Genomic DNA, 26,216 nt, shown 5'->3' with positions numbered 1-26,216 from the left:
TACCGCAGGGGCGGACGACGCGCCCTCCCTGACTGACGGTGCCCGCAGGGCCGCCCTGGGCCGGGCCGGGGAAGAAGCCGCCGCAGACCTGCTGCGCTCCCGGGGCCTGCGCATCCTGGCCCGCAACTGGCGCAGCGGCCCGCTGGAACTTGACCTTGTCTGCCGGGAAGGGGACACTCTGGTCTTCGTGGAAGTCAAAACGCGCGGGCCGGGCAGTCTGGGCAGCGCCCTGGACGCCATCGGGCCGCGCAAGCGCCGCACCCTGATCCGTGCCGCCCGCGCCTGGCTGGCCGCGCACGACCAGTGGCAGCTGTCCTGCCGTTTTGACGTTGTCTGTATCGAACAGGGGCCCGCGGGCCCGCACTTGGAGCATATCCGCCATGCCTTCGACCTCTCCGGCTCCGGGCCATCTGTGGATCGTGGCCACGCCTCTTGGCAACCCTGGTGACTTTTCGCCCCGCGCCCGCGAGGTCCTCGCCGCCGCCGACCTCATCCTGGCCGAGGATACCCGCCGCGCCGGGCTGCTCTGCAGCCAGTGCGGCATCCCCGCCCGCCGTTTCCTGAGTTTCCATGACCACAACGAGAGCGAACGGCAGGAGGAGGTCCTGCGCCTCCTGCGGCAAGGCCGGAACCTGGCCCTGGTCTCGGACGCGGGCACGCCCCTGCTGGCCGATCCCGGCTACCGTCTGGTGCGCGCCTGCCGGGCCGAAGGCCTGCCCGTCTCGCCCGTGCCCGGCCCGTCGGCGCCGGTGACGGCCCTTTCCGCCGCGGGCATCCCGCCCCTGCCCTACACCTTCCTGGGTTTCCTGCCGCGCGACGCCGCAGGCCGCCGGGCCACGCTCTCGGCCTTTGCGCGCACGCCGGGCTCGCTCATCTTTTTCGAACGCAAGGACCGCCTGCGCGAGAGCCTGGCCCAGGCTGCGGAACTGCTGGGGCCGCGCGCTCTGGCCGTGTGCCGGGAATTGACCAAGACCCACGAGGAATTTATACTCGGACGGCTGGAGACGTGGCAGGAACTGCCGCAGGAACTGCTGGGCGAGATCACCGTCATCATCGGCCCGCCGGAGCAGCAAGAGCGCGTGGACGAAGCCGCCGCGCGCCGGGCCCTGGAAGCCGTCATGGCCGGGGCCGACGGACGTCTCAAGCCCAAGGAAGTGGCCCGCCGGGCCCAGGAGATGGCCGGCGGCTGGAGCGCCAAGGAACTCTACGACCTCCTGACGCGCTCCTGAGCCTTGCCGGCACGAACCAGCGAACCCAAGCGAGCCCGCCATGTTGCCCACCCGCACAGCCCTTGCCTGCCTTGCGCGCAGCTGCTGCATCAATGCCGCCGTCACGGCGCGCAGCATGCAGCAGCTGGGGCTGGTGTTCGCGCTGGAACCGGCCTTGCGGCATCTCTATCCCGACGTGGAGGCCAGGGCGCAGGCGACCGCCCACTACAGCGCCCACAGCAATACCCATCCCTACATGCTCCCCCTCTATATCGGGCTGCTGCTGAACATCGAGGACCAGGTGGCCGGCGGCAAGCTGCCTTCCAACGCCCTGGACATGGTGCGGCGCACCCTGGGCACGACGCTTTCCGCCGTGGGGGACGGTTTTTTCGAGGGCGGGGTCTTCCCCTGCTGGTCCCTGACCTGCATCTGCCTGCTGCTGGCCGGGCAGACCGTGCCGGCCATGGTGCTGACCCTGCTGCTGGCCCTGGCCCTGCTGGCCTTCCGCATCGGCACGTTTTTTTTCGCCCTGCGCCACGGCCTGGCCGCGCTGACCTGGCTCAAGCGCCTGGGGCTCATCAACTGGACCGGACGCATCAAGATCGTCAACGCCTGCCTGCTGACCGTGGCGGGCCTTATGCTGCTGCCTCTCGGCGGTGACCGGCACACCCTGCTGTGGTGTATGGGCGGCGGCGGCGCAGTCCTGGCCGCCGCCTGGATCATAGGACGCCTGCACCTGCCCCGCATCATCCTCTGGCTTGTGCTGCTGACCTTCCTCGTGCTCATGGAGACGGGGCTGGTGGGCCTGTAGCCAGCCCGCGCGGGGCGAGGCACCCGGCCAGCGCCGGGCCAGGGCGCGACAGCGGCCGCGACGCGACGTCAGGGCGTCCCCGGCCGGAGGAAAGGGCCTGCCGCCGTGCAGGACCGCCGCTGGAGGCGGCAAGACGGAGGCTGCCCCGGCCATGCGCCGGAGCCGCTTGTGCCGGCGGCCCCGCCGTCAGGAAAAGGATCGTATCGGTCGCCCGGGAGGCGACCAGGGAGACTCTATCATGGCTGAAGTTCAGGAAACGCCCGAAGGGCTCATCCTGCCCGTCACGCTGCACACGCGTGGCGGGCTGCACGCGCGGCCTGCTGCCCGTCTGGCGCAGGAGGCCCAGCGCTTTTCCTCCGACATCCAGATCAAGAGCGAGCACGGCACGGCCGACGCCAAGAGCATGCTGGACATCCTCTCCCTTGCCATCGCGACGGGTTGCTCCCTGACCCTGCTGGCCAGGGGCGACGATGCCCGCACGGCGCTGACCGCCCTGGCGGACTATCTGGAAAATTTGCAGGACTGATATGGCACGCGCTCTTCTTTTCGGTACCGCTGTTTCCCCCGGCATCGCCATCGGGGCCTTGCGTTTCGCCCACAATGTCCAGACCGTGGAGATGCGCCGCATCAGTCCGCGCGAAGTGGAAGGCGAGCAGGAGCAGCTGCGCGCCGCCGTGACCAATGTGCGCGCCGCCCTGCAGGACGCCATGGCCAAGGTCCCGGAAGACCTTTCCGAATACCGCGAGGTCATCGCCGCCCAGATCGAGCTGGCACGCGATCCCAAACTGGTGGGCAGCGCCCTTGCCCGCATCGAGAAGGAACTGGTCTGCGCCGCCTGGGCCCTGGACAGCACGGTGGAACAGCTGTGCAGCATCTTCCGCAACATGGACGATCCCTACCTGCGCGACCGGGCGCAGGATATCCGCGCCGTGGGCCTGCGCCTGCGCGAATGCCTGGCCGGCAGCTGCGCCCTGCCCCTCCCGGCCGGATCGAGCATCCTGGCGGCCCAGGACCTTTCGCCCGCCGACGTCATGGAGCTGGATTTCAAGGACGTACGCGCCGTCATCACGGCGGAAGGCGGGCCCACCTCGCATACGGCCATCCTGTCGCGCGGCCTGCACATCCCGGCCCTGGTGGGCGTCACCGGCCTGCTGGAGACCGGCCGTCCCGGCGAGCAGGTCATCGTGGACGGCCTCAACGGCTGCCTGCTGCTGGGCCCCGACAGTGAGGACCTGGCCGCCTATGAGGAGCGCCTGCGCGCCTATCAGGACTGGGAGGCCCGCACCCGCAGCGAATCCCACTGGCCCGCGGAGATGCGCGACGGCGTGCGCGTGGCCGTGCATGCCAACCTGGAGCGCCTGGAGGAGATGGACGAACTGCAGGCCAGCGGCGCCGAGGGCGTGGGCCTGTACCGTACGGAATTCTCCTTCCTGCGGGAGCATCTGCCCAGCGAGGAAGAGCTCTATGCCGAATACAGCGCCGTGGCCCGCAAGGCCGCGCCCGCGCAGGTGGTCTTCCGCACCCTGGACGCCGGCGCGGACAAGATGCTGCGCGCCCAGGAGGCCCTCAAGGAACCCAACCCGGCCCTGGGCCTGCGCGGTATCCGCTTCTGCCTGCGGCATCAGAAGATCTTCCGCAGCCAGCTGCGCGCCCTCATGCGCGCTGGCGTGGAAGGCAACATCTCCCTGCTGCTGCCCATGATCTCCGGTCTGGCCGAGGTCCAGAGCGTGCGCCGCATCATGCAGGAGCTGCAGCAGGAACTGCGGGCCGCCGGCCTGCCCCACGCCGCCGACCTGCCCCTGGGCATCATGGTGGAGACCCCGGCGGCCGTGCTCATCGCCGACGCCCTGGCCCGTGAATGCGACTTTTTCAGCATCGGCACCAACGACCTGATCCATTACCTGATGGCCATCGACCGCAACAACCTGCATGTGGCCTATCTCAACGAGGCCCTGCACCCGGCGGTGGTGCGCTCCCTGAAACGCATCATCGACTCCGCCCACCGCGAGGGCATCGGGGTCTCGGTCTGCGGCGAGCTGGCCGCCGATCCCTACGGGCTGGCCCTGCTGCTGGGCATGGGGGTGGACACGCTCTCGGCCTCGCCGCGCTTCGTGCCGGGCATGAAGCACATGATCCGCCGCCTGGACGCCCGGACCTGCATGGACATGGCCCACAGCGTGCTCATGAGCACCGACGTGACCGCCTCCCAGCGCATGCTGCGCGAACGCCTGCAGGAAAGCCTGGGCTCGGAGCTGGCCTTCCATACCACAAGCATCATGACGAACAGTTAGGATATGAGCAAAAAGACATCCCCGTCCACCATCGCCGTCAACAAGAAGGCGCGCCACCTCTACGAACTCTCGGACTTCGTGGAGGCGGGCATCAGCCTGACCGGCCCCGAGGTCAAGAGCATCCGCGCAGGCAAGGTCAACTTCCTGGACAGCTATGTGGATTTCCGCGACGGCGAGGCCTTCGTGCTGTCCATGCACATCGCGCCCTATGACAATGCCGGTTATGTGGCGCAGGACCCGGACCGTCCCCGCCGCCTGCTGCTGCACGCCGCCGAGATCCGCCAGATGAGCGCCCGCGTGGAGCAGAAGGGCCTGACCGTGGTGCCCGTGCGCCTGTATTTCAAGCAGGGCAAGGTCAAGCTGGAGATCGCCCTGGGACGCGGCAAGAAACTCTTTGACCATCGCGAAACGCTCAAGCGCCGCGCCGAAGAACGCGACGCCGCCCGCGACATGGCCTGACGGCATGTGGCGACCGCCGCTGGCCCCGGGCCTGCTCTGGCAAAGCTGGCTGTTGTGCTGGCTGCTGGGCCTGCTGGCGGCACGCTGGCCCGGACCCGCGCTCTGCGCGGGTCTTTGCGTCCTGGTAGCGGACAGTCGCCTGTGGCGGCTGCCGCGCCTGCTGCTGGGCGCGGGCATCGCCCTGCTGGGCTGTCTTGCCGCCCAAGCACTGCTGCCCGATCTTTCCCCGCCGCCCGCCCTGGAAACTTTGCTGGAAGGACGCATCCCCACCCGCCGCTGGCCCGTGCTCGAAGCCGGGATCGCCGACGTGCGCACCCTGCCGGACCAGCGCCTGCGCATCAGCCTGACGGACCTGCGCCTGCTGCGGGCCGACGGGCAGCCCCTGGTCCGCCTGCCCGGCAAAGCCTCCTGGACCTGGGAAGAGCCGCAAGCCTTCCCCCTGCCGGGCCAGACCGTGCGGCTGCAGCGCAAACTGCTGCCGCTGGACGGCCAGCGCAACGCGGGCCTCACGGACTGGGGCTTCTGGTGGCGCAGCCACGGCACCGGCTGGCGCCTCTGGAGCCGGAGCGACGACGGGGGGCCCGTCGTCAGCGGACAGCCTTCCGCTGCCGCCCTGCAACGGCTGGAGCTGATGCGGCGTTTCCTCGGCGTGCTGCTGCCGGACAGGGCCTGCCCGCTGCCGCCCGCCGCCGGGGCCGGTCCGCAAGCTGCGGCGGCCGACGCCCAGCTCCCGACGCCCGCGCCTGTGCCCCAGGGCAAGGCCATCTTGCTGGCCCTGCTCTTCGGCGAGCGCTTCCTGCTGGATACGGCCACCGTACAGGCCTTCAACGCCGGCAACCTGTCGCACAGTCTGGCGCTTTCCGGCCAGCATCTGCTGGTGGCGGGGCTGGCGGGGATGTTCCTCGTCTGGCTGGCGGCCCGCCTGCATCCGGGCCTCTACCTCTGGCGGCCCCGTCATGCGCTCATCCCGCTGGCGGCCTGTCCGGCGGCCCTGGCCTATCTCTGGCTGGGCAATGCCCCGCCCTCCCTGCTGCGCGCGGCCGGCATGCTCCTGCTGCTGGCCCTGGGCCTGACGCTGGCCCACCTGCGCTGCGCCCCGCTGCCCCGGGGACTGCGGGAGCGCCTCCCGGCCGGAGGCCTGGACATCCTGTGCGCCACCCTGCTCTGCATCACGCTCCTTTCCCCGCTGGCCGTCTTCGACACCGGCCTGCAGCTCTCCGCCCTCTGCGTGGCCGTCATCTGCTGCGCCACGCCGCTCATGGGACGGATACTGCGACGCATCCCGCGGGAACGGCCCTTCTGCCGTCGCGTGCTGCGGCCGCTGGCCGGCATCCTGCTGGTCTCCTTCCTGATCCAGCTGGCCCTGCTGCCGCTCTCGCTGCTGCTGTTCAACAACAGCGGGCTCTGGTTCATGCTCAATGTGCTCTGGCTGCCCGTGCTGGGCAGCCTCGTCCTGCCGGGAGCCTTCCTGGGCCTTGGCCTCAGCCTGTGCGGCCTGCCCCAGCTGGCGGTGCCGGTGCTGGAGGCCGCCGCCCTGCCCTGCCAGTGGCTGGTGGACGGCCTGCTCTTCCTGCAGGAGCACGGCTGGCTGGAGGCCCTGCCCGTGCTGCGGCCCCACTGGACGGCCCTGCCCGCCATGGCCTGTCTGTTCCTGGCCGCGGCCCTGAAAGCCGGCCGCCCGGCCCTGCCGCCGGCGGGCAAACGCCTGCTGGCCTGCGGTCTGCTGCTGACCTGCGTGGGGCCCGCCCTGCGCCTGCAGGAGAGCCTGGGCCCGCGTCTGGAACTTTCCATCCCCGATACCGGGCAGGCCCAGGCCCTGCTGCTGCGGCCGCCGCACGGCCGGACCCTGCTCATCGATGCCGCGGGCAGCACCTCCCGGCGCTGGAACCCCGGCCGCGAGATCCTCCTGCCCCTGCTGGCCGACAACCGGCGGCCCGGACTGGATGCCGTCATCCTCAGCCATCCCGACATCGACCACGCGGGCGGCCTCCCGCCCCTGCTGGCGGCTTTTCCCCATGCGCCGCTGCTGCACAACGGCCAGCCGGGCACGGGACGCATGGCGGACATCTGGCAGGCGCTTCCGCTCCGGCAGGCCCGGAACGCGCTCCATACCGGGGACGTGATCCGGCTGGGCGATCCCGGTGACGGGCTTTTGCTCCAGGTCCTGCACCCTCCCCGGCCGGAAGCGGGCCGCCAGAAATGGCAGGGGAACAGCGCCTCGCTGGTGCTGCGCCTGGTCAGGCACGGCCGGGGGCTGGCCCTCCTGCCCGGCGACGCGGATGCAGCCGCCCTGCGCCGCCTGCTGGACAGCGGGCAGGAACTGCGGGCCGACGTCCTGGTGGCCCCGCACCACGGTTCGGACGGTTCCTTCCTGCCACAGTTCCTGGACGCCGTACAGCCACGACTGGTGGTGGCCTCCTGTGGAGCCCACAACCGTTTCGGCCATCCCGGCCGCAAACTGCGGCAGTGGCTGGACGCGCGGCATGTCCCCCTGTTGCAGACAGGGCTGCACGGACACGTCCGTCTGGTCTGGCCCCTGCCCGCCCCCCTGCCGCTGCTGCGCGGCTGCGGCCTGACACGGGAGGGCTTCCGGCCCCTGCCCGGCGGGACGGGACAGGACGCGCTGCCCCTGCTCTGGTGGTGTGCCCGGCCGGAACAGCCCCCCAAGCAGTGCCCGGGCCGGCACCCGGACAGTCCCCAGACCAGCCCTGAAAGATCTGAACCTCACTGATTCGCCCCTGACGACGGACGGCGTTTGACGTTCCGGCGGCACGAGCTTGTGCCGCGCCTTCCCTCTCCCGTACCGGCACCTGACGCGCAAGGCAGCCTGCTGTCGCGTCCGGCAGTCGTGTCCGGCGACGGATGACGCTCCGCCGCACAGGATATCCGATCCTCAGGAAGCGTCTGCCCCGAAAAAAACGCACCGCACGACCGCCGCAGCGGCCCCGGTCAGGATGGCATCCCCGCGGAGGAGCACGCTGCCGCTGTCACAGGACAGGCCGCCCGCAGCCGACACTGCCCGGACAAGGCACAAAAAAAGGGACCACAAGGGTCCCCCGGCTGTCCTTCCCATCGGGTCGTCTGGAAATACCGTCCGCGCCTGCCGCCCTGTCCCGGGCCGTGCGCTGTCAAAAGAAGGCCGCACCTTGAGCGCCCCGGCGCAAGAGCGGCTCCGCCCCCACGACCGGGAGGCGGGCTGCATGACAATGCCCCCAGGCCCTGCCCATCACCGCGCCCCACGCCCGGGAAACGGAGGCTTCCCCGCACCGCCCGCGGCCTCAGTGCTGGCAATGCGGGCAGATGACCGTGCCCCGTCCGGCCACGCGATGTTTTTCCAGTCTGCCGCCGCAGCGCCGGCAAGCCTGGCCGCCGCGCCCGTAGACGAAAAAGGAATTCTGGAACGCGCCCACATCGCCGTTGGCATCGCGGTAGTCCCGGATGGAGCTGCCGCACTGGGCGATGGACTCCCGCAGGACATCCTGCAGGGCCAGACACAGGCTTTCCGCCTCGGCGGCCGTGAGCGACTGCGCTGGCCTGCGGGGATCGATGCCCGCCCGGAACAGGCTTTCGTCGGCGTAGATGTTGCCCACACCGGCCAGCACGGTCTGGTCCAGGAGCAGGGCCTTGACCGCGCGGCGGCCGCGCAGGCGCGGCCCCAGGTCGGCGGGCCGCATCTCCAGCGGTTCCGGGCCCAGCGAGCGCCAGAAATCCCAGCCGTCCAGCAGTTCCGGCGTGGCAATGAACACTAGGCCGAAGGCGCGCACGTCATCGAAGAAAAGCTGTGCACCGGTCCCGTCCGGCCGGCGCAGATGGAAAATGATGCGCGTATGCCGCAGCGGCGCGCTCCCCTCGGCATGGACCATGAAGCGCCCCGTCATGCGCAGATGCACGGCCAGCAGCGAAGGTCGCGGCCCGCCCTGTCCGGCATCCGGTGCGGCGGCAGCGCAGGCAGCGGCGGGTGCCTCCAGCTCCAGCAGGGCCAGCTTGCCCCGGCGGCGCACGGCGCCTATGCCCAGGCCGACCAGGGTCTCGGGCGGCAGGCCCGAAGGATGCAGGGAACGCTCGCGCAGCACGTCCACGGCCGTGATGCGGCATCCCTGCACCTGCGGTCGCAGGGTACGGACAACGGTCTCCACTTCCGGCAGTTCCGGCATGATCCACCTCATACGAAAAAACCTGTCCGAGGCAGGTCAGACAGGCAACAAACAAGGGAAAAAACGGACGCCAGCGACGCGGCAGGCCACCGCCATCCGGGCACGAAAAACGGCGGGACAGCGGCCCGGCACAGGCGGGCACGGCCGCCGGAACGCCAGAACGGCAATGCCCCTCCCGGACGACGGCGGCAGGACACGCCCGCAGGCCATGCCCTGCCCGATGCGGGGAAGGCCGGCCGGGACCAGGCGCGACGGGCTGCCCGAAAGGGCGGCCTATGCCCGGCTGTCGCCTTCCAGATAGACGTCCAGCAGGCCTTCGGGCGGTGCGATATGGATACGCTCCCCTTCCAGGTCGAACCCCTCGATGAAGGAGGCCTCGGCGGGGAAGAGTACTTCGCGGCCGTTATCGGTGAGGATGCTCCAGACCTCCAGACCGGCGGGATATTCCACATGGTCCAGCACGCCCAGACGGGAGCCGTCGGGCAGGATGACGGCAAAGCCCAGCACATCCTCCACATAGACTTCATCCTCGTCCACGGGAGGCAGCAGCTCGCGATCCACCAGGATCTTCTGGCCGCGCAGGGCCTCGACGGCATCGCGGTCGGTAATGCCTTCCAGCAGGAGCAGCGGGCGGCCCTTGTGCATGCGCCAGGAACGGGCCCGGGCGGGCCGCGGCGGCGCGTCGCCCGCCTGCAGCCAGAAAGGGCCGTCCAGCAACGAAGGGGAGTCTGCGTACCAGTCGACGCAGATCTCCCCCTTGATACCGTGCGGGCGCGCGAGCGTGCCCATATGGATGCGCCGTGCCATGCGAGCCTATTCCAGGATCTCGAGCACGACGCGCTTCTGGGCCTTGGTGGAAGCGGCGCTGAGCAAGGTACGCATGGCGCGGGCCGTACGTCCCTGCTTGCCGATCACCTTGCCGAGATCTTCCTTGGCGACCTTCAATTCCAGCACAGTGGTCTGTTCGCCTTCCACTTCACTGACCTGGACCTGTTCGGGATGGTCCACGAGCGATCTGGCGATAAATTCAATCAAAGCTTTCATTGCTGGCCTCCCGCAAGCCCTGCGGCAGCAGGACCTCTTGCAGTGAGCAGGCGGCCCCTGCGGCATGCCCGCACAGAGGGCCATCCTGCCCCTCTCACCCGGCGCAGGCTGACACGGATACCCTGCCGGCAGCATGCGGTCGCGCGGGAAGCCTCCCGCGCGCTACCGCCCCGGCCGCCGGACCGGGCACCTGAAATACCTAGGCCATCTTCTTGATGAGGGCGCGAACGGTGTCGGTGGGCTCGGCACCACGATCCAGCCACGCCTTCACCTTTTCGGCGTCCAGCTTCACTTCGGCGGGGTCGGTCATGGGGTTGTAATAGCCCAGGAATTCCAGCGGGCGGCCATCACGACGGGTCTCGTCATTGGCGGCCACGACGCGGTAGAAAGGATGCTTCTTGCTGCCCAGACGGGTCAATTTCAGCTTAACAGCCATGGTTGTCTCCTATTTGTACTATGCTAGCGTTGCGGGGGCAAAAGAGCAAGTTTGCCCTCCCCCCATTATATCAATGCCCGAAGCGCCGCAACGATTTTTTATCGCGTCCCCCGGTATCGCTGCAGCCGTCTGGCGATGAGGTGTCGCCATGCTCCACCCGGGGACGGGCGCTGTCCCGCGCGGCCGGACCGCGCGGATGGGCCTACTTTTTCTTGCGTTTGGCGGGCCGTTCGCGCTTTTTGCGCTTCTTGGCCGCCGGCTTGCCGTGCCCTCCGGCTTCCGGCAGTCCCATGGGCGGCATACCGGGCATGCCGCCCATACCCGGCATCATGCCGGGCATCCCGCCCATGCCGCCAGGCATGTTCATGCCCCGGGGCATCCTGGGCATGGCGGGCATGCCCTTGGCCTTGCCGCCCATCATGCCCTTCATCATCTGGCGCATCTGCTCGAACTGGCGCACCAGCTGGTTGACCTGCTGCACCGTGACCCCGGCCCCCCTGGCGATGCGCGCGCGGCGGCTGCCGTTGAGTATGTCGGGATTGCGGCGCTCGGCCATGGTCATGGAATTGATGATGGCCTCGGTGCGGGCCATTTCCTTTTCGGGCATGGCCCCGTTGGCCTCGGCCAGCTTCTCGCGCAGGCCGCCCAGACCGGGGATCATCTTCAAGATGCTGTCCAGAGAACCGAGCTTCTTGATGCGGCGCATCTGGGTGCGAAAATCTTCCAGGTCGAAGCTGGCCTTGCGCATCTTCCTGGCAAGGGCTTCGGCCTCGTCGGCATCGATGGTGGCCTGGGCCTTCTCCACCAGGGTGAGCACGTCGCCCATGCCCAGGATACGGCCCGCGATGCGGTCGGGATGGAAGACCTCCATCTCGGAAAGCTTTTCGCCCATGCCCACGAACTTCACGGGCGCGCCGGTCACCGCGCGGATGGACAGGGCCGCGCCACCGCGGGCATCGCCGTCCATCTTGGTCAGGACGACGCCGGTGAGCCCCAGACGTTCGTTGAAGGACTCCGCCACGGTCACGGCATCCTGACCGGTCATGGCGTCGGCCACGAAGAGGATCTCCTGCGGGTCCACCGCGGCCTTGATGGAGGCCAGCTCCTGCATGAGTGGTTCGTCCACATGCAGACGGCCGGCGGTGTCCAGCAGGACCACCGTGGCCTGCTGCTCGCGGGCGGCCTCCATGGCCTGGCGGGCGATGTCCACAGGATCCATGTCCACCGTGGAGGGGAAGCAGGGCATGTCCAGCTGCCGCGCCAGCACGGTCAGCTGGTCGATGGCGGCGGGGCGGTAGACGTCGGCGGGCACCAGATAGGGCCGCATCTTCTGCTTGCGCAGCAGATTGGCGATCTTGCCCGCGGACGTGGTCTTGCCGGAGCCCTGCAGGCCCACCAGCATGATGACGGCCGGTTCCTGTCCCTGCAGGTTGAGCCCGGCGGTCTCGCCGCCCAGCAGGCCCACCAGCTCCTCATGGACGATCTTGACGACCTGCTGCGCCGGGCTGACGCCCTTGATGAGCTCCTGTCCCAGGCATTTCTGGCGGACGTTCTCCACAAAGTCCTTGACGACCTTGAAGTTGACGTCGGCCTCCAGCAGGGCAAGACGCACTTCGCGCAGACCGGCCTGGACATTTTCTTCCGTCAGCTGGCCGCGTCCGCCGAAGGAGCGGAACACACCGGAGAGGCGATCGGAAAGACTTTCGAACATGAGGACCCCGCTATCAGGTTACACCGGCGACCGTGCCGCCACAGGGCACGGCAACAGGACACGCAGGCCCGGCCGGCGCATACAGAATTGTGATTCATAGGCTGTTTGCGGCGTTTCGTCAAGAAAAAGCCCGCAGCGCCCATACAGGCGGGCGGCTGCCGGTCCAGGTGAGGCCGCTGGCGCGGAAGCGTATGCAGGGCCGCTGGTCCGATCGCCATAACGCAAAAAGGCCGCCCCGAAGGGCGGCCTGCAGACGGCTTCCATCCGGCCTAGAAGGTATAGCGCAGACCGAGCAGGACCTCGTGATTGCTGGGCTGGTTCTTGGCCTTGCCCACGTTGGCGATATCCACTTCATAGTAGCCCAGGTCCACATAGCGGTAACCCAGGTCCACGGCAAGGTTGTCGGTGATGTCACAGGCAATGCCGGCGCCCACGTTCCAGGCGAAGGTGGTGACGTGATCATCAAAGTTGACGCTGCCATCGCCGGCCGCGAAGGTATAGTTGGCATAGTTGAAGGCCATGCCCAGACCGGCACCCACATAGGGCGTGAAGATGGTGCTGTTGCGGAAGTCGTAATACAGGTTCAGGAACAGGGTGGACGTGTTCCAGGCACCCTTGATGCCCAGCCCGTCTTCGGTCCAGCTCTTCTGGCTGTTGCCGCGCAGGGCGTATTCCACTTCGGCGCGCACGGGCACGTCGCAGAGGGCATTGAAGTCATAGCCCAGCGCCAGGGCGCCGCCCAGGGTGAACTGGCTGTAGCCCTTGTCCCGGCTCTCCCGGCCGATCTCCAGCGAAGGATAATTGCTCTGGATGCTCATCAGGAACTTGGGCGCCAGATAAAGCCCGGTCCCTTCGGCCCTGACCATGCCCGGCAGGGCAAGGACGCAGACGAGGGCAAGGACGGCAAAACAACGTTTCATGATTCTCTCCTTTTTTTGGGGGGGAGTCCGCCTGCCGCGATCCGTGATGGCAGGCAGGATTTGGGATCATCCCTCCTAGCATGGAGAGCAGGGATACTCAAGAACGATTATTATCTGTAATATTTCATAATATATTAATATAATTTGTTTTATCGTTCAACACTTCTTTTGTCCGCTCCGGCTTGGCCCCATCGCCATGCGGAAAAACAATTTCAAACTGATAATTTCGGATAATACAATGGCCCGCTTTTTTTGCCGATTTTTGGCTACAGTCGAAAAATGGCCGATATCATCAGCCAACAGCCCTTTTTTATTGCCTGTTTTTTGTTCCGGCAATATAGGCAGCGCAAATAATACGCTTTTACTGCTATTTGAACGGTTACACAACAGAGCTTTTTCCACACCGCGAGGATGCATTTTTTCCGGCAGCCGGCCCGAAGCGTCACGCACGAAAAAAGGCCGCCCAGAGGGCGGCCTTTTGAAGGTCCGGGACTGCGGGCCCTAGAAGGCGAAGCGCAGGCCGAGCATGAATTCGTGGTTGTAGGGACGGCTGCCGACCTTGATCTGCTCACCGTTCAGGGTACCGCTGGCTTCGGTGTAGCCCAGGTCCACATAGCGGTAGGCGGCGTCGATGTAGAGGGAATCGTTCACATTGTAGGCCACACCGGCGCCCACGTTCCAGGCGAAGTTGGTGGTGCTTTCGTCGCGGGAAACGGCATTGCCGGCCCGGTGCAGGTCGAAGCCCATGTAGTTGAAGGACATGCCGATACCGGCGCCGATGTAGGGCACGAAGGCGGTATCGTTGCGGAAGTCATAGTACAGGTTGGCGAACAGGGTGGAGCTGTTCCAGGTGCAGTCCACGCTGCCCCAATGGCCGCCCCAGCTCTTTTCGCTGTTGCCGCGCAGGGCGTATTCCAGTTCCACACGCAGGGGCACCAGATACTGGGGCCAGAAGTCGTAACCGGCGGCCAGGGCACCGCCCAGGGTGAACTGGGAGTATTCGTCCACGCCGCCCATGCCGGAGCGTTCGATGGTGCCGGTTTCCTGGATGGTCATCAGGAACTTGGGGGCCAGGTACATGCCGGTACCTTCGGCCTTGGCCATGCCGGGCAGGACCAGAGCCACCAGTAGAGCCAGTGCGAGAATGCCACGCTTCATTGCTCTCCTCCAAAAAAGTTTTCCTGCAGAGCAGGGCCTGTTCAGGCTGGGTAAAAGTTTAGACTTTGTCAAACGGGACTATAGAGAGTTTCTAGCGCATGGTCAAATACTCTCTGCCTGCCCGGGACAAAAAAAGGCGCCGCCCCGAAGGACGACGCCTGGACAGCCGAAAAAAGCGGGCCTAGAACTTGTAGCCGAAGCTCAGCATGTAGATGTTGGCCACGGTATCCTTGGAATTGCCGCCGGTGATGTAATTGGAATCCAGGATGCCGTGCCCGTCCGTGCTGTCATAGCTGGTGGGGTTGATCCACATGTGGCAGTAGGCGAAGTCGATGGTGAAGTCGTTCCACTCCACGCCGGTGCCCAGGGTCAGGGCCGTGCGGCCGTTGGAAGGCACCATGAAGTCGGAATGGTCCTCGTTGATGACCGGGGTCTCGTACCAGAAGCCGGCGCGCAGGCTCCACCAGTCCAGAGGCTTGTATTCCACACTGGCATTGAAGTTCCAGCCGTCGTTCCAGTTCTTGTGGCTGATGGACTGGTTCCCGTTGTCCATATAGATGTTCAGGGAATTGTAGGTGGACCAGCGCGTCCAGACAGCGCCCACTTCGAAGCTCAGGTTGTCCAGGGGCTTGTAGGCCACGCCCAGGGCCAGGGAGTCGGGCAGCTGCACGGTGCCGTGGGCATCGCAGTCCCTGAGCATGCCCGCATCTTTCAGCGCACCGTCATGCTTGGCTTCACCGTAGGCATTGACCGTGACCTGGGTCTTGTAGGCCAGGCCGATGGACCATTCATCGTTCAGGCGGGCATGCAGGCCGAAATGGCCGCCCACGCCCCAGCCCGAGGCCTGGACTTCGATATCGCTGTCAGTGGCCGGATTCGGCACACCAAACGGGGAAGGGATCTTCTGTTCCGTGGTCAGGTTGACGTTCATGATCTCCAGACCGGCGGACACGGAGAGGATGTCGTTGATCTTCCAGGCCAGGGTGGGCACGGCGGAAACGGTCTGCAGATTGACGCTGTACAGGTTGTAGCGGCCGGTCCAGTTCTGGTCGTAGCTGTTGCCCAGGCCGAAGCGCGAGAACACGCCCAGGCCCAGCCACAGGCTGTCGTTGAGCTGCCAGCTGGCATAGGCATGCGGCGCGGCCCAGACGGCGGGCTTGGTGGTGGTCTCGGCCTTGCCGCCACCGACCGTATCCAGCGAAAGCGTGCCCATGGGGGCGATCAGGCCCATGCCGCCCATGACCTGGACGCCGGGCAGCTGGGTGATGCCGGCCGCGTTGTAGGCGATGGCCGAAACGTCGTCGGCGCGCCCCACCATACCGCTGGCCAGACCCAGCCCGCGGGCGCTCCATTCGGTCAGCGCAAAACCTTCAGCCATGGCGGACGACGCCACCCCCAGAACCAGGGCCATCCACAGGCCCGCCACACGCAAAACTTTCATTCTTCCTCCCTTGACCATGGGGCACGGGCGGGCTCCTCCTCCCCCGTGCCGGCTCCTCCCCCGTCGTGACCGGCTGTTCGTGGACAACAGCCGCCCGCGCCGCCATCCCGGCCGGTCCAAGACCGCGACGGCGCGTGCGGGCACGACGGGGCTTTCCCCCGTCAAATCCCGTGATGGGCAAAACAAACCTGAAAGTTAGAGCATATTGACAGGGTCAAGGTCAAGAAAAAGACGCAAATGGGCGGCACAACGCTGCCGGGCGGCCTGATGGTACAGGGCGCGGACGGACTGCCAGTCCGCGCTCTTGACCAGGCAGGCGAAGCGACGTCTGCCGCGCAGCACGGACAGGGGCGCGGGGATGGGGCCCAGCAGGCGCAGGCCCAGCTCGCGGGCCTTCTGCTGCAGGATACCGGCCAGTTCGCCCAGCGCCGCCGCCCCCCGGGCATCCTCCACCGGGAAGGAGATGCGCAGCAGGGCCAGACGGACGAAGGGCGGGTAGGCATACTTGCGCCGCCGCTCCAGTTCCGCGGCATAAAAACCCTCGTAATCTGCCGTGCGGACGTATTCCCAGCAGTAATGCCCGGTATTGCGGGTCTGTATCAGCACCCGCCCCGGCTTGTCCCCACGCCCCGCCCTGCCCGCGGACTGGACCAGCAGCTGGAAGGAGCGCTCCGCGGCCCGGTAGTCCGGCAGGTTGAGGCCCAGGTCCCCGTCCGCCACGATGACCAGGGTCACGTCCGGGAAATGATGGCCCTTGGAAAGCATCTGCGTCCCTACCAGGACGGGCGACTCGTGCCGGGCAAAGGCTGCCAGTATCTCCTCCATGCGCCCGGGCCGCCGGGTACTGTCCCGGTCAAGGCGCAGCACCGGCTGCCCGGCCAGGGTGGACAGGTATTCCTCCAGACGCTCGGTGCCTTCGCCCATGGGCAAAAAGTTCATGCTGCGGCAGTGCGGACAGGGGCTGGGAAAGGACACGGCATAGCCACAGTAGTGGCAGACCAGACGGCCACGCCCCTTGTGATAGGTCAGGGCGATGTGGCAGTGCGGGCAGCTGACGGTCTCCTTGCAGTCCAGGCAGTACAGCAGGGGCGCATAGCCCCGGCGGTTGAGCAGGACCACGGCCTGTTCGCCGCGCCGCAGCACCTCGCGCAGGGCATCTTCGCTGCGCGGCGCCAGCAGCCCCTCCCCCGTCAGGCCGCCGGTATCCACCAGTTCCACGGGCGGCAGGGGACGGCCCCCCACCCGTTCCGGCAGCCGCAGCAGCCCCACATGGCCCTGGCTTGCGGCGTAAAAGGTCTTGATGTCCGGCGTGGCCGAACCAAGGACCAGCAGGCCGTGCCGCCGCGCGATGCGGGACCAGGCCAGCTCCTTGGCCTGATACGGCAGGGACTCGTCCTGCTTGAAGGAACTGTCGTGTTCCTCGTCCAGGATGACGCAGCCCAGACGCGGCACGGGCAGGAAGAGCGCCGAGCGGGTGCCCACCACCAGACAGGCGTCCTGCCGGGCCGCCAGACGGCGGAAGGTCTCCTCACGCCGGGCGGGCGTCTGGTAACCGTGATGGAAAAACAGGGGGACATGGGGCAGGACGCAGGATGCGTCCCGGCGCAGCTTGCAGGCCAGGGCCACCTCGGGCGCCAGCAAAAGGACGCTTTGCCCCCGGGCCAGACAATGGCGCACCAGCTCCAGATAGACTGCCGTCTTGCCACTGCCGGTCACGCCGAACAGGAGGGACGATCCGGCCCGGCCCGCGTCCAGGGCCGTGCAGAGCTCCTCCAGGACCCGCTGCTGGTCCCCGCTGAGCGCGAAAGGCCGTGGCGAGGGCGGCAGCAGGCTGTCGTCCGGCTCCCCGGCGTCGGCATGGCGCAGGGCCACATGACCGGCCCGGATCAGGGAGCGCAGGGCCGCGGCACAGCCTTCGCCCAGGGCGCGCGTCAGCTCGCGTCGGCTGACCTGCCCCCTGTCATGGAGGTGGTCCAGGATGGCGCGCTGGCGCACGGCCTGCGGCCGTACCGGCCAGGGCGGGTCCACCCGCAGCAGACACATTTCTTCCCCGGCAGCGTCCCGGCCCGGAGGGAGCAGACGGGCCTCGCCCCGCCAAAGGGCCAGGGCCAGGGCCTGCCGCGATCCGGCTTCCAGCGCCCCGGTCTGCTTCACGCTGCAGGAAAGATCCCGGTCCGCGGCCAGCCAGCGGATGCGCAGATCCACCTGCCGCAGGCCCTGGGGCAGCACATGCCCCAGCACGCAGCCGGGTTCGAGCCCCTGACGCACGGCCAGGTCCTGCGCCAGGGCGCGGATCTCTTCCGAAAGCAGGGGCGTGGTCTCCAGCGGCCAGAAGACCTCCTTGCAGGCCACGCCTTCCGGCAGGTCGCTCTGCTCCAGACAGCGCAGCACGACACCTGCCCGCAGGGCCCCGCGCCCCAGCGGGACGGCCACGCGCAGGCCCTCCTGCCAGAGCTCCCGGGGGAAGATGTCCGGCAGGGCGTAGGTCAGCGTGCTGTAGGGGGAAGAAAGCAGGGCGATACGGGCGAACATGGGACCTCGAGAGCGCGACAAGGAAAAGCCCCTACGGAAATTCCGTAAGGGCCGCTTGCGTTCGCTGGAGCTGGTGAAGGGACTTGAACCCATAACCTGCAGATTACAAATCAGCTGCTCTACCGATTGAGCCACACCAGCATCTCTCCTCTTTTAGATGAATCATGGACGCTTGGCAAGGACTTTGCGGCAGGGACGGGAGAGGCAGGGCTGCGGACGCAGGAGAAGGCGGGGCGCCCTGCACGGGACAGGGCCTCGCCGTCCCGCAGCCACCGCGCGGGCATCACGCCACCGGCCTTCCGGGCGGACCGCCGCCCCATCCGCCAGGACGCCACCGGCGCTTTGGCAGGACATGGCCCGCGGCCCTCCTGCCCGGCCGGGGCCATCGTCTCGTCCGGGCCGGTCTTCCGCAGGCCGCGGCCTGCCGCCCGTGCGCCCGGACTGATGCGCCCGGACTGATGCGCCCGGACTGATGCGGCCAGACAGATGCGGTCGGGCAGATGCGCCCGGACCGATGCCCCGGGCAGGAGCGCCCGGACGACGATCCCGCCGCTCCCGCTGCGGGTGTATTTCCGGCATGCGGCATGAGGGACACAGCTTGGAGGACGCAGCCTGCCGCGCTCCGGTGCGGTCCGGGGCCGCGCTCATGGCTGCCACGGCAGGCTGTTTTTGCAAGTGCGCGGCTTTTGCTTGCATCGGCGGCGGCTTTCTGTTTTTCTGGATGCATCCCGCCGGCAAAGCGGTCATCTTCCGCTTCCCAGGATGGTTTTACCTGCCCGTTCCCGGGCCCGAGGACGCCATGAAGACTGTATCGTCATCCCCTTCCGCTAAAAGACTGCGTCGCAGACGTCGCGCTTTCCTGGCCGGTCTGGCCGCCACAGGCCTGATCTACGCCACCCCCGCCCTGCTGTGTGTCAATGAGGCCGAAGCCCATTCCCGGCCGTCGCACCGGCGGCACGGCCACGGCTCCTACCGCAGCCGCCCCAGTCGCCGCAGCCGGCCGTCACGGCGCAGCCGCCCTTCACGCCCGTCGCGGCCTTCCCGCTATTCCCGCTATTCCCGTTCGTACAACGGCTATGACGGACGCCATGACGGCTACGACGGACGCTATGACGGACGCCCCGGCGACTGGGGGCGCGAGGCGGGCGACCGCCTGCGCGACACCGTCCAGGAATCGCTGGGCGGCTTCCGTCCCTGATCTTCGGCGCTCTTTGACGCGGCCTCTCTCCGCCGTGTCCTGCTCTCCGCCGCCGGGGCGCTGCCGGCAAGGATCCGCGATGCACGCCCTCCCTGTGCCGCGGCCCCGTCCGGGAGGCCCTGCGACGGCCCTAGGTCCGGCCACGTCTACGGCAGCCGGGGAGACGGCCCCCGCCTGCCGTAGCGACGGCTGTGGCGACGGTCCCGCCACCGCTTTGCCGAAGGCCCGGCGTGCGGGGGGCCGCTGCGAGGCAAGAGCATGAGCTGCGAGGATATCTTTTTCGCCGGGGTCCCCGGGCCGCTGCGCCTGCAGGGATGCGCGGCCCTGCTGCCCGCGCTGGAGGACTTCTTCCGGCTCTGGCCCCATGCCCGCCGGCCGGGACAGCTCCCTGCCGCCGGCCAGCTGCCCTTCCCCCCGCCCTCTGCGGCCATGCCCCCGCAGCCTCCTGCCGATACGCCTCCCCTGCTGCGGGTGGTCGCCCGGGACGGGGAGTTCCGTCTGCATTCCCCCTGGCTGCCCGGCCCCCGGCGGGAACCCGGCCCAGCCTGCCTGCTCTGCAGTCTGGCCATCGAACTGGTCACGTCCTGCTGCCACGCCTGCCCGGAGCTGCTCTCCCTGCATGCCGCCGCGGTACGGCTGCACGGTCGCGGCCTGCTCTTCTGCGGTGACAACCGCGCGGGCAAGAGCACCCTCGTCGCCCGGCTCATGGCCGACGGGGCCCGCAGTTTCGGGGATGACATGCTGGGCCTGTACCGGGGGCGCCTCCTTTCCTTCGGCGTGGCTCCGCGCCTGCGCCTGCCCCTGCCCGCCTCGCCCTGCCTGCGGCGCTTCGCGGAGCGGCACGCCGCCGTGGCGGACCGCCATTACGGCTATCTGGCGGCCTGCGCGGACATGGTGGCCCCCTGGGGCGAGGCCGGCCGCGCCCATGCCGTCATCCTGCTGGAGCGTGTCCCCGGCAGTACGGCCTCCCTGCGGCCCGCAACGGCTGCCGCCGGCATGGAAGGCATCCTGGCCCGCTTCCTGATCCGCGACGGCGATGCTCCCGCCATCCTCCGGCTGGTGAAGCATTGGCTGGAACATCTGCCCTGCCGCATCCTCCGTTATGATGATCTGGACAGCGCCACGGCCCTGCTGCACGACTGGGCCGCCGCCCTGCCGCCGGCCGGGGAGCCGGCGGAGACATCCGCCGCCTGCACGCCCGTGACGGCCCCTGTCGCCAGCCCTGCGCCGGGGCCCAGCGCTGTTCAGGTCGCTGTTCACGCCTCTGCCACCGTCCCTGCTCCGCTCGCCGTCCCTGCTGCTGATCCGGCCGCTGTCCAGACGGCTGCCTCCGCCGCCGTCCCTGCCGTGGCCCCGGTCGCTGCGCCTGTCCCTGCTCCTGCCATCCCTGGGCCTGATCCCTGCCCCGTCCCCCCAGCACGCAGCGCAGCAGCACGCACTGCCGCCCGGCCCTTGCGAGCGTGCAGGCCCCGCCGCATGGTTGCCGGGACAGACGACGCGCTGCGCCTCTGGCGGCAGGCCCCGGGCCTGGACGTGGAATCCGCCGGGGGCTGCCTTTTCCTCAGCGACAGCCAGGGCAGGCGCATCTTCCGCCTGGACGGCACCGCCGCCGTCATCTGGCAACTGCTGGCCGAGCCGCTCTCGCGCCGGGAGGCCTGTGCCCTGCTGGCCGAGACATTCCCGGACATCCCCGAGGTACGCATCCGCAGGGATCTGGAACGACTCTTTGCGGACCTGGCCGCTGCCCGCCTGATCGAAAATCCGCCGTGCATCCTTTGAACTTATTGTTTTTATTATATATTTTATCGACCTGTGAAAAAAATCAAAAAAACGCAAAAAAGTGCTTGCCAAAGGGACGGCTTTTCCGTAAACACAACCTTGCTGCTGACGAATGCCTCACGAAAGCGCAAGCCGGACGGGGCAGCAGGGCACCGGAAGATACGCCGGACAAGCCCACGCCAGACTGAAAATCTTGCAAGCCCACATCGCTTGCAACTCAGAGTGGAGGGGTTCCCGAGTGGCCAAAGGGAACAGACTGTAAATCTGTCGTCGTAAGACTTCGGTGGTTCAAATCCACCCCCCTCCACCACTTCTGCAAAGAAGTGCGGCACATGCTAACAACTGCCTTGGCTGTAGGAGACAGGTTGACTGTCGGGAACTACGGTGCAGTACCGGGCATGCCGATGCCCGGGGGTCAGCAAGGCTGGCCTGCAACAACGCGCCTCGAAAGTGCGGGAATAGCTCAACGGCTAGAGCATCAGCCTTCCAAGCTGAGGGTTGCGGGTTCGAATCCCGTTTCCCGCTCCATTCCTGCATTTTTCCCCTCTCGTCATCCTTTTCCTGTCAAAGCACGTTCCCTGGGCAAAAACACAGGGACTTATGCGGGCAGTGGCAAGAAACCGGGAGCAGGCGTTCGAAACCGTGCTCAAGGTTGAAAGTACAGTAACCGCAACAAATTTTATCCTCAGGGAGACGTACAATGGGCAAGGAAAAATACGAACGCAAAAAGCCCCATGTCAACATCGGTACCATCGGCCACATCGACCATGGTAAGACCACTCTGACCGCCGCCATCACCAAGATCGCCGGTCTGAAGGGCGAAGGCAGCTTCGTTTCTTACGACGAGATCGACAAGGCTCCCGAAGAAAAGGAACGCGGCATCACCATCGCCACCGCCCATGTGGAATATGAAACCGAAAAGCGTCACTACGCTCATGTGGACTGCCCCGGCCACGCCGACTACATCAAGAACATGATCACCGGCGCCGCCCAGATGGACGGCGGTATCCTGGTGGTGGCCGCCACCGACGGTCCCATGCCCCAGACCCGTGAGCACATCCTGCTCGCCCGTCAGGTCGGCGTGCCCCAGCTGGTCGTCTTCCTGAACAAGTGCGACCTGGTGGACGACGAAGAACTGCTGGAACTGGTGGAACTGGAAGTGCGCGAACTGCTGTCTTCCTACGACTTCCCCGGCGACGACGTGCCCGTCATCCGCGGTTCCGCCCTGAAGGCCCTGGAATGCGACAGCCCCGACGCTCCTGAAGCCAAGTGCATCATCGACCTGCTGCAGGCCTGCGACGACTTCATCCCCGATCCCGAACGCGACATCGACAAGCCCTTCCTGATGCCCATCGAAGACGTGTTCTCCATCTCCGGCCGCGGTACCGTGGTCACCGGTCGTGTGGAACGCGGCGTGATCAAGGTCGGCGACGTGGTGGAAATCGTGGGTATCAAGCCCACCGCCCAGACCACCTGCACCGGCGTGGAAATGTTCCGCAAGCTGCTGGACCAGGGCGAAGCCGGCGACAACATCGGCGTGCTGCTGCGCGGCACCAAGCGTGACGAAGTGGAACGCGGCCAGGTGCTCGCTGCTCCCAAGTCCATCACGCCCCACAAGAAGTTCAAGGCTGAAGTGTACGTCCTGTCCAAGGAAGAAGGTGGCCGTCACACCCCGTTCTTCTCCGGCTATCGTCCTCAGTTCTACTTCCGCACCACTGACATCACCGGCGTGATCAACCTGCCCGAAGGCGTGGAAATGGTCATGCCCGGCGATAACAGCCAGTTCCTGGTGGAACTGATCGCCCCCATCGCCATGGAAGCCGGTCTGCGCTTCGCCATCCGTGAAGGCGGCCGTACCGTGGGCTCCGGCGTGGTGACCGAAATCATCGAGTAGTACCATGAGAGTGAACATCATCCTTGCCTGCACTGAGTGCAAGCGTCGCAACTACAGCACCCGGAAGAACAAGAAGAACACCACCGGGCGTCTGGAAATGAAAAAATATTGTCCCTGGGACAAGAAGCACACGCTTCACAGAGAAACCAGGTAACAATACTTCCGCCGGGGGGAGCACCCCTCCCCCCGGACGGTACGCAGGGCAGTAGCTCTAACGGCTAGAGCGGCGGTCTCCAAAACCGCAAGTTGGGGGTTCGAATCCCTCCTGCCCTGCCATTTTTTATCTTGTGGGAAGCACCATGGCAAAGAAATCCGCGCAAGCCGACTCCAAGACCGAACAGACCCCCAACCCCATTTCCCGCCTGGGACGCTACATCGAAGATTCTCGCGGCGAACTGCGTAAGGTTACGTGGCCCACGCTCAAGGAAACGCGCAAAGCGACGTTCGCGGTTCTGGGCTTTGTTGCCGTCATGGCGATCGTGCTTGGCCTCGTGGATCTGGGGCTTTCGGCCATCATCAAGTCCATCCTCTCCTGAAGGCTCATATGAACACTCCCGTTATCGACGAGAACTCCGAACTGGGAAAGAAGTCTCGCTGGTACATCGTGCACACCTACTCTGGTTTCGAGCAGCGCGTGCAGAAGACCATCAAGGCGATGATGGACTCCGGCGAGGACAACGGCCTTATCCAGGAAGTGGTCGTGCCGACCGAAAAGGTGATCGAACCTTCCAAGAATGGTTCGCAGCCTCGTACCAGCACCCGCAAATTCTACCCCGGCTATGTGATGATCCGCATGATCATGACGGATCTTTCCTGCCATCTGGTGCAGTCCATCCCCAAGGTCACCGGTTTTGTGGGGGGGAAGAACCGCCCCACGCCCATGAGCGAAAGCGACGCCACGCGCATCCTCTCGCTGATGGAAAGTCGCCAGGAAACCCCCCGGCCCAAGTTCAACTTTGAACGCGGCGACGACGTACGGGTTATCGAGGGTCCCTTCGAGGGTTTCAATGGCGTCGTGGACGATGTCAACTACGAAAAGGGCAAGCTGCGCGTGTCCGTTTCCATCTTCGGCAGACAGACCCCGGTGGAACTGGATTTCGTGCAGGTTTCCAAGGGCTAGCATCGGAGCAGCGCCGCAGGGCGCTGTTCCAGTCATAAGGATAGAACATCATGGCCAAAAAAGAAGTTGCCAAAATCAAACTGCAGATCCCGGCCGGCGCCGCCAACCCCTCCCCGCCGGTGGGCCCCGCCCTGGGTCAGCATGGCCTGAACATCATGGGCTTCTGCAAGGAATTCAATGCCCGTACCCAGGACCAGAAGGGCATGATCATCCCCGTGGTCATCACGGTCTACGCTGACCGCTCCTTCACCTTCGTCACCAAGACCCCCCCGGCCGCGGTGCTGATCATGAAGGCCGCCAAGATCGAAAAGGGCTCCGGCGAACCCAACCGCAACAAGGTGGGCAGCCTGACCATGGCCCAGGTGGAAGAGATCGCCAAGCTGAAGCTGCCCGACCTCAACGCCGCCACCCTGGAATCCGCGGTGAAGTCCATCGCCGGCACCGCCCGCAGCATGGGCATCGAAATCAAGTAGGGACCGGTTTACCGGATGACGGCAGCCTGGCTGCCCCTCGTTGATCAATTGTACTGCCAGGCACGGCGCAAGTCCGTGTGTGGCAGGAGATAAAACGAAAGGATACAAACATGCCCAAGCATGGCAAAAATTTTCGCAAAGCTCTCGAAGGCGTGAACCTGCAGGAACGCCTGAGCGTTGAAGACGCTGTGAGCAAATCCCTGGGCGCCTCTTTCGCCAAGTTCGACGAAACCGTCGACGTGGCCATCCGCCTGGGTGTTGACCCCAAGTACTCCGACCAGATGGTGCGCGGCGCCGTGACCCTGCCTCACGGCCTGGGCAAGACCGTCCGCGTGGCCGTGTTCTGCAAGGGTGAAAAGCAGGCCGAAGCCACCGCCGCCGGCGCCGACTTCGTGGGCGCTGAAGACCTGGTGGCCAAGATCAAGGAAGGCTGGCTGGACTTCGACGCCGCCGTGGCCACCCCTGACGTCATGGCCCTGGTGGGCCAGATCGGCCGTCTGCTCGGCCCCCGCGGCCTGATGCCCAACGCCAAGACCGGTTCCGTGACCTTCGACGTGACCAAGGCCGTCAACGAACTGAAGGCCGGTCGCGTGGACTTCAAGGTCGACAAGGCTGGTGTTCTGCACGCTCCTCTGGGCAAGGTTTCCTTCGGTCCCGAAAAGATCCTGGGTAACCTCAAGGCCCTGCTGGAAACCGTGAATCGTCTGAAGCCCTCCGGCGCCAAGGGCACCTACATGCTCTCCATGGCTGTGTCCACCACCATGGGCCCCGGCTTCAAGATCGACATGTCCCAGGTGAAAAAATTCCTGGAAGGCTAAGCCTGATTTTTAGTTGACATCGTGCGGGGATTGCAGTAATAGCAATCCCCGCATTTATATTTACTGGCTAAGGCAAGGGAATTCGAGTCGAAGACGGCAGGCGGACCGCAGGGCCCTTAATCATCCTGTCCAGACTTATCTTTGGCTCGGCATTCCACCCGGCAACCCCGAACGTGAGAGGTATCACGTGACCAGGTCTGAAAAAGCAGCCGTCATCGAAGCGATCAAAGCCAATGCTGAGCGCGCTTCCTTTGCGGTGCTGACCGAGTTCAAGGGCATGACGGTGGAAGAGCTGACGAACCTCCGTGTGAACCTGCGCAAGGCTGGCGGCGAATTCTACGTCGTCAAGAACACGTTGGCCCGTATCGCTTTTACCGGTGGCACGCATGACGTCGTCAAGGACAAGTTCCATGACAACAGCGCCATTGCCCTTGGTTTCGACGACCCCGTGGCGGTGGCCAAGGCGTTGAGTGATTTCGCCAAGCAGAGCAAGCTGTTCCAGCTGCGCTGCGGCAGCCTGGAAGGCAAGGAAATGTCTGCCGAACAGGTCGAAGCCCTGGCCAAGCTGCCGTCCAAGGAACAGCTCCTTGGCCAGCTGCTCGGCACCATGAACGCCGTGCCCACCAATTTTGTTTCGCTGTTCGCCAACGTTCTTCGCGGCCTGCTCTATGCGCTCAAGGCCATTGAAGAAAAAAAGGGCGAGGCCGCTTAGGGCCCTCGCAGCAGAAAAAAGCAATCAACCAAATTTCAGCCAAAGAGCTAGGAGTTT

General features: G+C 66.3%; 26 protein-coding genes and 4 tRNA genes. 19 read left to right on the top strand and 11 right to left on the bottom strand.

From position 1 onward, the window contains the following. The first annotated feature begins 28 nt into the window (after positions 1-28). From Q1X76_RS01525 to Q1X76_RS01495, 7 genes are all read left to right on the top strand, one after another. Complete coding sequence (locus Q1X76_RS01525) at positions 29-448, top strand: YraN family protein (RefSeq protein ID WP_300717610.1); 420 nt, start codon at positions 29-31, stop codon at positions 446-448. Then, positions 381-1,229 carry a 16S rRNA (cytidine(1402)-2'-O)-methyltransferase gene (gene rsmI, locus Q1X76_RS01520; protein ID WP_300717597.1) on the top strand — a complete coding sequence of 283 codons (849 nt, stop codon included), beginning with the start codon at positions 381-383 and terminating at the stop codon, positions 1,227-1,229. Before Q1X76_RS01525 ends, rsmI begins: the two co-directional genes overlap by 68 nt. 40 nt (positions 1,230-1,269) lie before the next feature. Next, positions 1,270-2,019 (top strand): PTS system mannose/fructose/sorbose family transporter subunit IID, encoded by a 750-nt coding sequence (locus Q1X76_RS01515; protein WP_300717596.1) that lies wholly within the window; start codon positions 1,270-1,272, stop codon positions 2,017-2,019. A 238-nt stretch (positions 2,020-2,257) separates the two neighbouring features. Then, on the top strand, positions 2,258-2,545 hold the full coding sequence (locus Q1X76_RS01510; RefSeq protein ID WP_300717595.1) for an HPr family phosphocarrier protein: 288 nt from the start codon (positions 2,258-2,260) through the stop codon (positions 2,543-2,545). 1 nt (position 2,546) lies between these two features. Beyond that, positions 2,547-4,310 (top strand): phosphoenolpyruvate--protein phosphotransferase, encoded by a 1,764-nt coding sequence (gene ptsP / locus Q1X76_RS01505; protein WP_300717594.1) that lies wholly within the window; start codon positions 2,547-2,549, stop codon positions 4,308-4,310. Positions 4,311-4,313: 3 nt separating this feature from the next. Beyond that, positions 4,314-4,769: an SsrA-binding protein SmpB gene (smpB, locus tag Q1X76_RS01500; protein WP_300717593.1), complete on the top strand. Its 456-nt coding sequence runs from the start codon at positions 4,314-4,316 to the stop codon at positions 4,767-4,769. A 4-nt stretch (positions 4,770-4,773) separates the two neighbouring features. Next, on the top strand, positions 4,774-7,500 hold the full coding sequence (locus tag Q1X76_RS01495; protein WP_300717592.1) for a ComEC/Rec2 family competence protein: 2,727 nt from the start codon (positions 4,774-4,776) through the stop codon (positions 7,498-7,500). A 547-nt stretch (positions 7,501-8,047) separates the two neighbouring features. Here the strand turns inward: Q1X76_RS01495 and mutM are convergent. The 11 genes from mutM to Q1X76_RS01440 form a co-directional block, all read right to left on the bottom strand. Continuing rightward, complete coding sequence (mutM, locus tag Q1X76_RS01490) at positions 8,048-8,923, bottom strand: bifunctional DNA-formamidopyrimidine glycosylase/DNA-(apurinic or apyrimidinic site) lyase (RefSeq protein WP_300717591.1); 876 nt, start codon at positions 8,921-8,923, stop codon at positions 8,048-8,050. 273 nt (positions 8,924-9,196) lie between these two features. Beyond that, a complete protein-coding gene (rimM, locus tag Q1X76_RS01485) occupies positions 9,197-9,730 on the bottom strand; it encodes a ribosome maturation factor RimM (protein ID WP_300717590.1) in 534 nt (177 codons plus the stop codon). 6 nt (positions 9,731-9,736) lie between these two features. Continuing rightward, positions 9,737-9,967, bottom strand: coding sequence for a KH domain-containing protein (locus Q1X76_RS01480; RefSeq protein WP_300717589.1), 231 nt, complete (start codon positions 9,965-9,967; stop codon positions 9,737-9,739). A gap of 199 nt (positions 9,968-10,166) precedes the next feature. After that, complete coding sequence (gene rpsP / locus Q1X76_RS01475) at positions 10,167-10,403, bottom strand: 30S ribosomal protein S16 (RefSeq protein ID WP_006006425.1); 237 nt, start codon at positions 10,401-10,403, stop codon at positions 10,167-10,169. Between the two features lie 202 nt (positions 10,404-10,605). Continuing rightward, positions 10,606-12,114 carry a signal recognition particle protein gene (gene ffh, locus Q1X76_RS01470; protein ID WP_300717588.1) on the bottom strand — a complete coding sequence of 503 codons (1,509 nt, stop codon included), beginning with the start codon at positions 12,112-12,114 and terminating at the stop codon, positions 10,606-10,608. A 269-nt stretch (positions 12,115-12,383) separates the two neighbouring features. Continuing rightward, positions 12,384-13,034, bottom strand: a complete 651-nt coding sequence (locus Q1X76_RS01465; RefSeq protein ID WP_300717587.1) for an outer membrane beta-barrel protein — start codon at positions 13,032-13,034, stop codon at positions 12,384-12,386. 156 nt (positions 13,035-13,190) lie between these two features. Next, positions 13,191-13,484 carry a hypothetical protein gene (locus Q1X76_RS01460; RefSeq protein ID WP_300717586.1) on the bottom strand — a complete coding sequence of 98 codons (294 nt, stop codon included), beginning with the start codon at positions 13,482-13,484 and terminating at the stop codon, positions 13,191-13,193. Positions 13,485-13,535: 51 nt separating this feature from the next. Continuing rightward, positions 13,536-14,192: an outer membrane beta-barrel protein gene (locus tag Q1X76_RS01455; protein ID WP_300717585.1), complete on the bottom strand. Its 657-nt coding sequence runs from the start codon at positions 14,190-14,192 to the stop codon at positions 13,536-13,538. A gap of 181 nt (positions 14,193-14,373) precedes the next feature. Then, entirely contained in the window at positions 14,374-15,633 is a 1,260-nt protein-coding gene (locus tag Q1X76_RS01450; protein WP_300717584.1) for an outer membrane protein transport protein, read from the bottom strand. A gap of 195 nt (positions 15,634-15,828) precedes the next feature. After that, the gene (gene priA, locus Q1X76_RS01445; RefSeq protein WP_300717583.1) at positions 15,829-18,165 is read right to left on the bottom strand and encodes a primosomal protein N'; all 2,337 of its coding nucleotides are present in this window, start codon (positions 18,163-18,165) and stop codon (positions 15,829-15,831) included. 65 nt (positions 18,166-18,230) lie between these two features. Beyond that, positions 18,231-18,306: transfer RNA gene (locus tag Q1X76_RS01440), tRNA-Thr, on the bottom strand. A gap of 658 nt (positions 18,307-18,964) precedes the next feature. On the opposite strand from Q1X76_RS01440, the gene Q1X76_RS01435 reads away from it, so the two are divergent. The 12 genes from Q1X76_RS01435 (at position 18,965) to rplJ (ending at position 26,159) form a co-directional block, all read left to right on the top strand. Next, the gene (locus Q1X76_RS01435) at positions 18,965-19,363 is read left to right on the top strand and encodes a hypothetical protein (protein ID WP_300717582.1); all 399 of its coding nucleotides are present in this window, start codon (positions 18,965-18,967) and stop codon (positions 19,361-19,363) included. 258 nt (positions 19,364-19,621) lie between these two features. After that, entirely contained in the window at positions 19,622-21,142 is a 1,521-nt protein-coding gene (locus tag Q1X76_RS01430) for a PqqD family peptide modification chaperone (protein WP_300717581.1), read from the top strand. 224 nt (positions 21,143-21,366) lie between these two features. After that, positions 21,367-21,452, top strand: a tRNA-Tyr gene (locus tag Q1X76_RS01425). Between the two features lie 142 nt (positions 21,453-21,594). Further along, positions 21,595-21,670: transfer RNA gene (locus Q1X76_RS01420), tRNA-Gly, on the top strand. Between the two features lie 172 nt (positions 21,671-21,842). Next, on the top strand, positions 21,843-23,036 hold the full coding sequence (tuf, locus tag Q1X76_RS01415) for an elongation factor Tu (protein ID WP_300717580.1): 1,194 nt from the start codon (positions 21,843-21,845) through the stop codon (positions 23,034-23,036). 4 nt (positions 23,037-23,040) lie between these two features. Beyond that, positions 23,041-23,190 (top strand): 50S ribosomal protein L33, encoded by a 150-nt coding sequence (gene rpmG, locus Q1X76_RS01410; protein ID WP_072334080.1) that lies wholly within the window; start codon positions 23,041-23,043, stop codon positions 23,188-23,190. 45 nt (positions 23,191-23,235) lie between these two features. Then, positions 23,236-23,312, top strand: a tRNA-Trp gene (locus Q1X76_RS01405). Positions 23,313-23,335: 23 nt separating this feature from the next. Then, positions 23,336-23,572 (top strand): preprotein translocase subunit SecE, encoded by a 237-nt coding sequence (gene secE / locus Q1X76_RS01400; RefSeq protein WP_300717579.1) that lies wholly within the window; start codon positions 23,336-23,338, stop codon positions 23,570-23,572. Positions 23,573-23,580: 8 nt separating this feature from the next. Beyond that, a complete protein-coding gene (gene nusG, locus Q1X76_RS01395; protein ID WP_300717578.1) occupies positions 23,581-24,156 on the top strand; it encodes a transcription termination/antitermination protein NusG in 576 nt (191 codons plus the stop codon). Positions 24,157-24,206: 50 nt separating this feature from the next. Then, positions 24,207-24,629, top strand: coding sequence for a 50S ribosomal protein L11 (gene rplK / locus Q1X76_RS01390; protein WP_300717577.1), 423 nt, complete (start codon positions 24,207-24,209; stop codon positions 24,627-24,629). 110 nt (positions 24,630-24,739) lie between these two features. Beyond that, positions 24,740-25,447 (top strand): 50S ribosomal protein L1, encoded by a 708-nt coding sequence (rplA, locus tag Q1X76_RS01385; protein ID WP_072334089.1) that lies wholly within the window; start codon positions 24,740-24,742, stop codon positions 25,445-25,447. A gap of 187 nt (positions 25,448-25,634) precedes the next feature. Continuing rightward, the gene (gene rplJ / locus Q1X76_RS01380; RefSeq protein ID WP_072334092.1) at positions 25,635-26,159 is read left to right on the top strand and encodes a 50S ribosomal protein L10; all 525 of its coding nucleotides are present in this window, start codon (positions 25,635-25,637) and stop codon (positions 26,157-26,159) included. Positions 26,160-26,216 lie beyond the last annotated feature (57 nt).

It is taken from the genome of uncultured Desulfovibrio sp., from assembly GCF_949282365.1.
GTDB lineage: Bacteria > Desulfobacterota > Desulfovibrionia > Desulfovibrionales > Desulfovibrionaceae > Desulfovibrio.
The sequence above is the reverse complement of the archived record's forward strand: the minus strand, read 5'-3'. Positions and strand labels throughout refer to the sequence as shown.

Bases quoted from the DNA above. Each gene is read 5' to 3' on its own strand.
- Q1X76_RS01480 (WP_300717589.1), bottom strand. From the start codon at position 9,967: ATGAAAGCTTTGATTGAATTTATCGCCAGATCGCTCGTGGACCATCCC.
- ptsP (WP_300717594.1), top strand. From the start codon at position 2,547: ATGGCACGCGCTCTTCTTTTCGGTACCGCTGTTTCCCCCGGCATCGCC.
- Q1X76_RS01450 (WP_300717584.1), bottom strand. From the start codon at position 15,633: ATGAAAGTTTTGCGTGTGGCGGGCCTGTGGATGGCCCTGGTTCTGGGG.
- rpmG (WP_072334080.1), top strand. From the start codon at position 23,041: ATGAGAGTGAACATCATCCTTGCCTGCACTGAGTGCAAGCGTCGCAAC.
- rsmI (WP_300717597.1), top strand. From the start codon at position 381: ATGCCTTCGACCTCTCCGGCTCCGGGCCATCTGTGGATCGTGGCCACG.
- Q1X76_RS01435 (WP_300717582.1), top strand. From the start codon at position 18,965: ATGAAGACTGTATCGTCATCCCCTTCCGCTAAAAGACTGCGTCGCAGA.
- rplA (WP_072334089.1), top strand. From the start codon at position 24,740: ATGCCCAAGCATGGCAAAAATTTTCGCAAAGCTCTCGAAGGCGTGAAC.
- Q1X76_RS01465 (WP_300717587.1), bottom strand. From the start codon at position 13,034: ATGAAACGTTGTTTTGCCGTCCTTGCCCTCGTCTGCGTCCTTGCCCTG.
- smpB (WP_300717593.1), top strand. From the start codon at position 4,314: ATGAGCAAAAAGACATCCCCGTCCACCATCGCCGTCAACAAGAAGGCG.
- Q1X76_RS01455 (WP_300717585.1), bottom strand. From the start codon at position 14,192: ATGAAGCGTGGCATTCTCGCACTGGCTCTACTGGTGGCTCTGGTCCTG.
- Q1X76_RS01510 (WP_300717595.1), top strand. From the start codon at position 2,258: ATGGCTGAAGTTCAGGAAACGCCCGAAGGGCTCATCCTGCCCGTCACG.
- rimM (WP_300717590.1), bottom strand. From the start codon at position 9,730: ATGGCACGGCGCATCCATATGGGCACGCTCGCGCGCCCGCACGGTATC.
- priA (WP_300717583.1), bottom strand. From the start codon at position 18,165: ATGTTCGCCCGTATCGCCCTGCTTTCTTCCCCCTACAGCACGCTGACC.
- rplK (WP_300717577.1), top strand. From the start codon at position 24,207: ATGGCCAAAAAAGAAGTTGCCAAAATCAAACTGCAGATCCCGGCCGGC.
- rpsP (WP_006006425.1), bottom strand. From the start codon at position 10,403: ATGGCTGTTAAGCTGAAATTGACCCGTCTGGGCAGCAAGAAGCATCCT.
- Q1X76_RS01430 (WP_300717581.1), top strand. From the start codon at position 19,622: ATGAGCTGCGAGGATATCTTTTTCGCCGGGGTCCCCGGGCCGCTGCGC.
- ffh (WP_300717588.1), bottom strand. From the start codon at position 12,114: ATGTTCGAAAGTCTTTCCGATCGCCTCTCCGGTGTGTTCCGCTCCTTC.
- Q1X76_RS01495 (WP_300717592.1), top strand. From the start codon at position 4,774: ATGTGGCGACCGCCGCTGGCCCCGGGCCTGCTCTGGCAAAGCTGGCTG.
- Q1X76_RS01515 (WP_300717596.1), top strand. From the start codon at position 1,270: ATGTTGCCCACCCGCACAGCCCTTGCCTGCCTTGCGCGCAGCTGCTGC.
- nusG (WP_300717578.1), top strand. From the start codon at position 23,581: ATGAACACTCCCGTTATCGACGAGAACTCCGAACTGGGAAAGAAGTCT.
- tuf (WP_300717580.1), top strand. From the start codon at position 21,843: ATGGGCAAGGAAAAATACGAACGCAAAAAGCCCCATGTCAACATCGGT.
- secE (WP_300717579.1), top strand. From the start codon at position 23,336: ATGGCAAAGAAATCCGCGCAAGCCGACTCCAAGACCGAACAGACCCCC.
- mutM (WP_300717591.1), bottom strand. From the start codon at position 8,923: ATGCCGGAACTGCCGGAAGTGGAGACCGTTGTCCGTACCCTGCGACCG.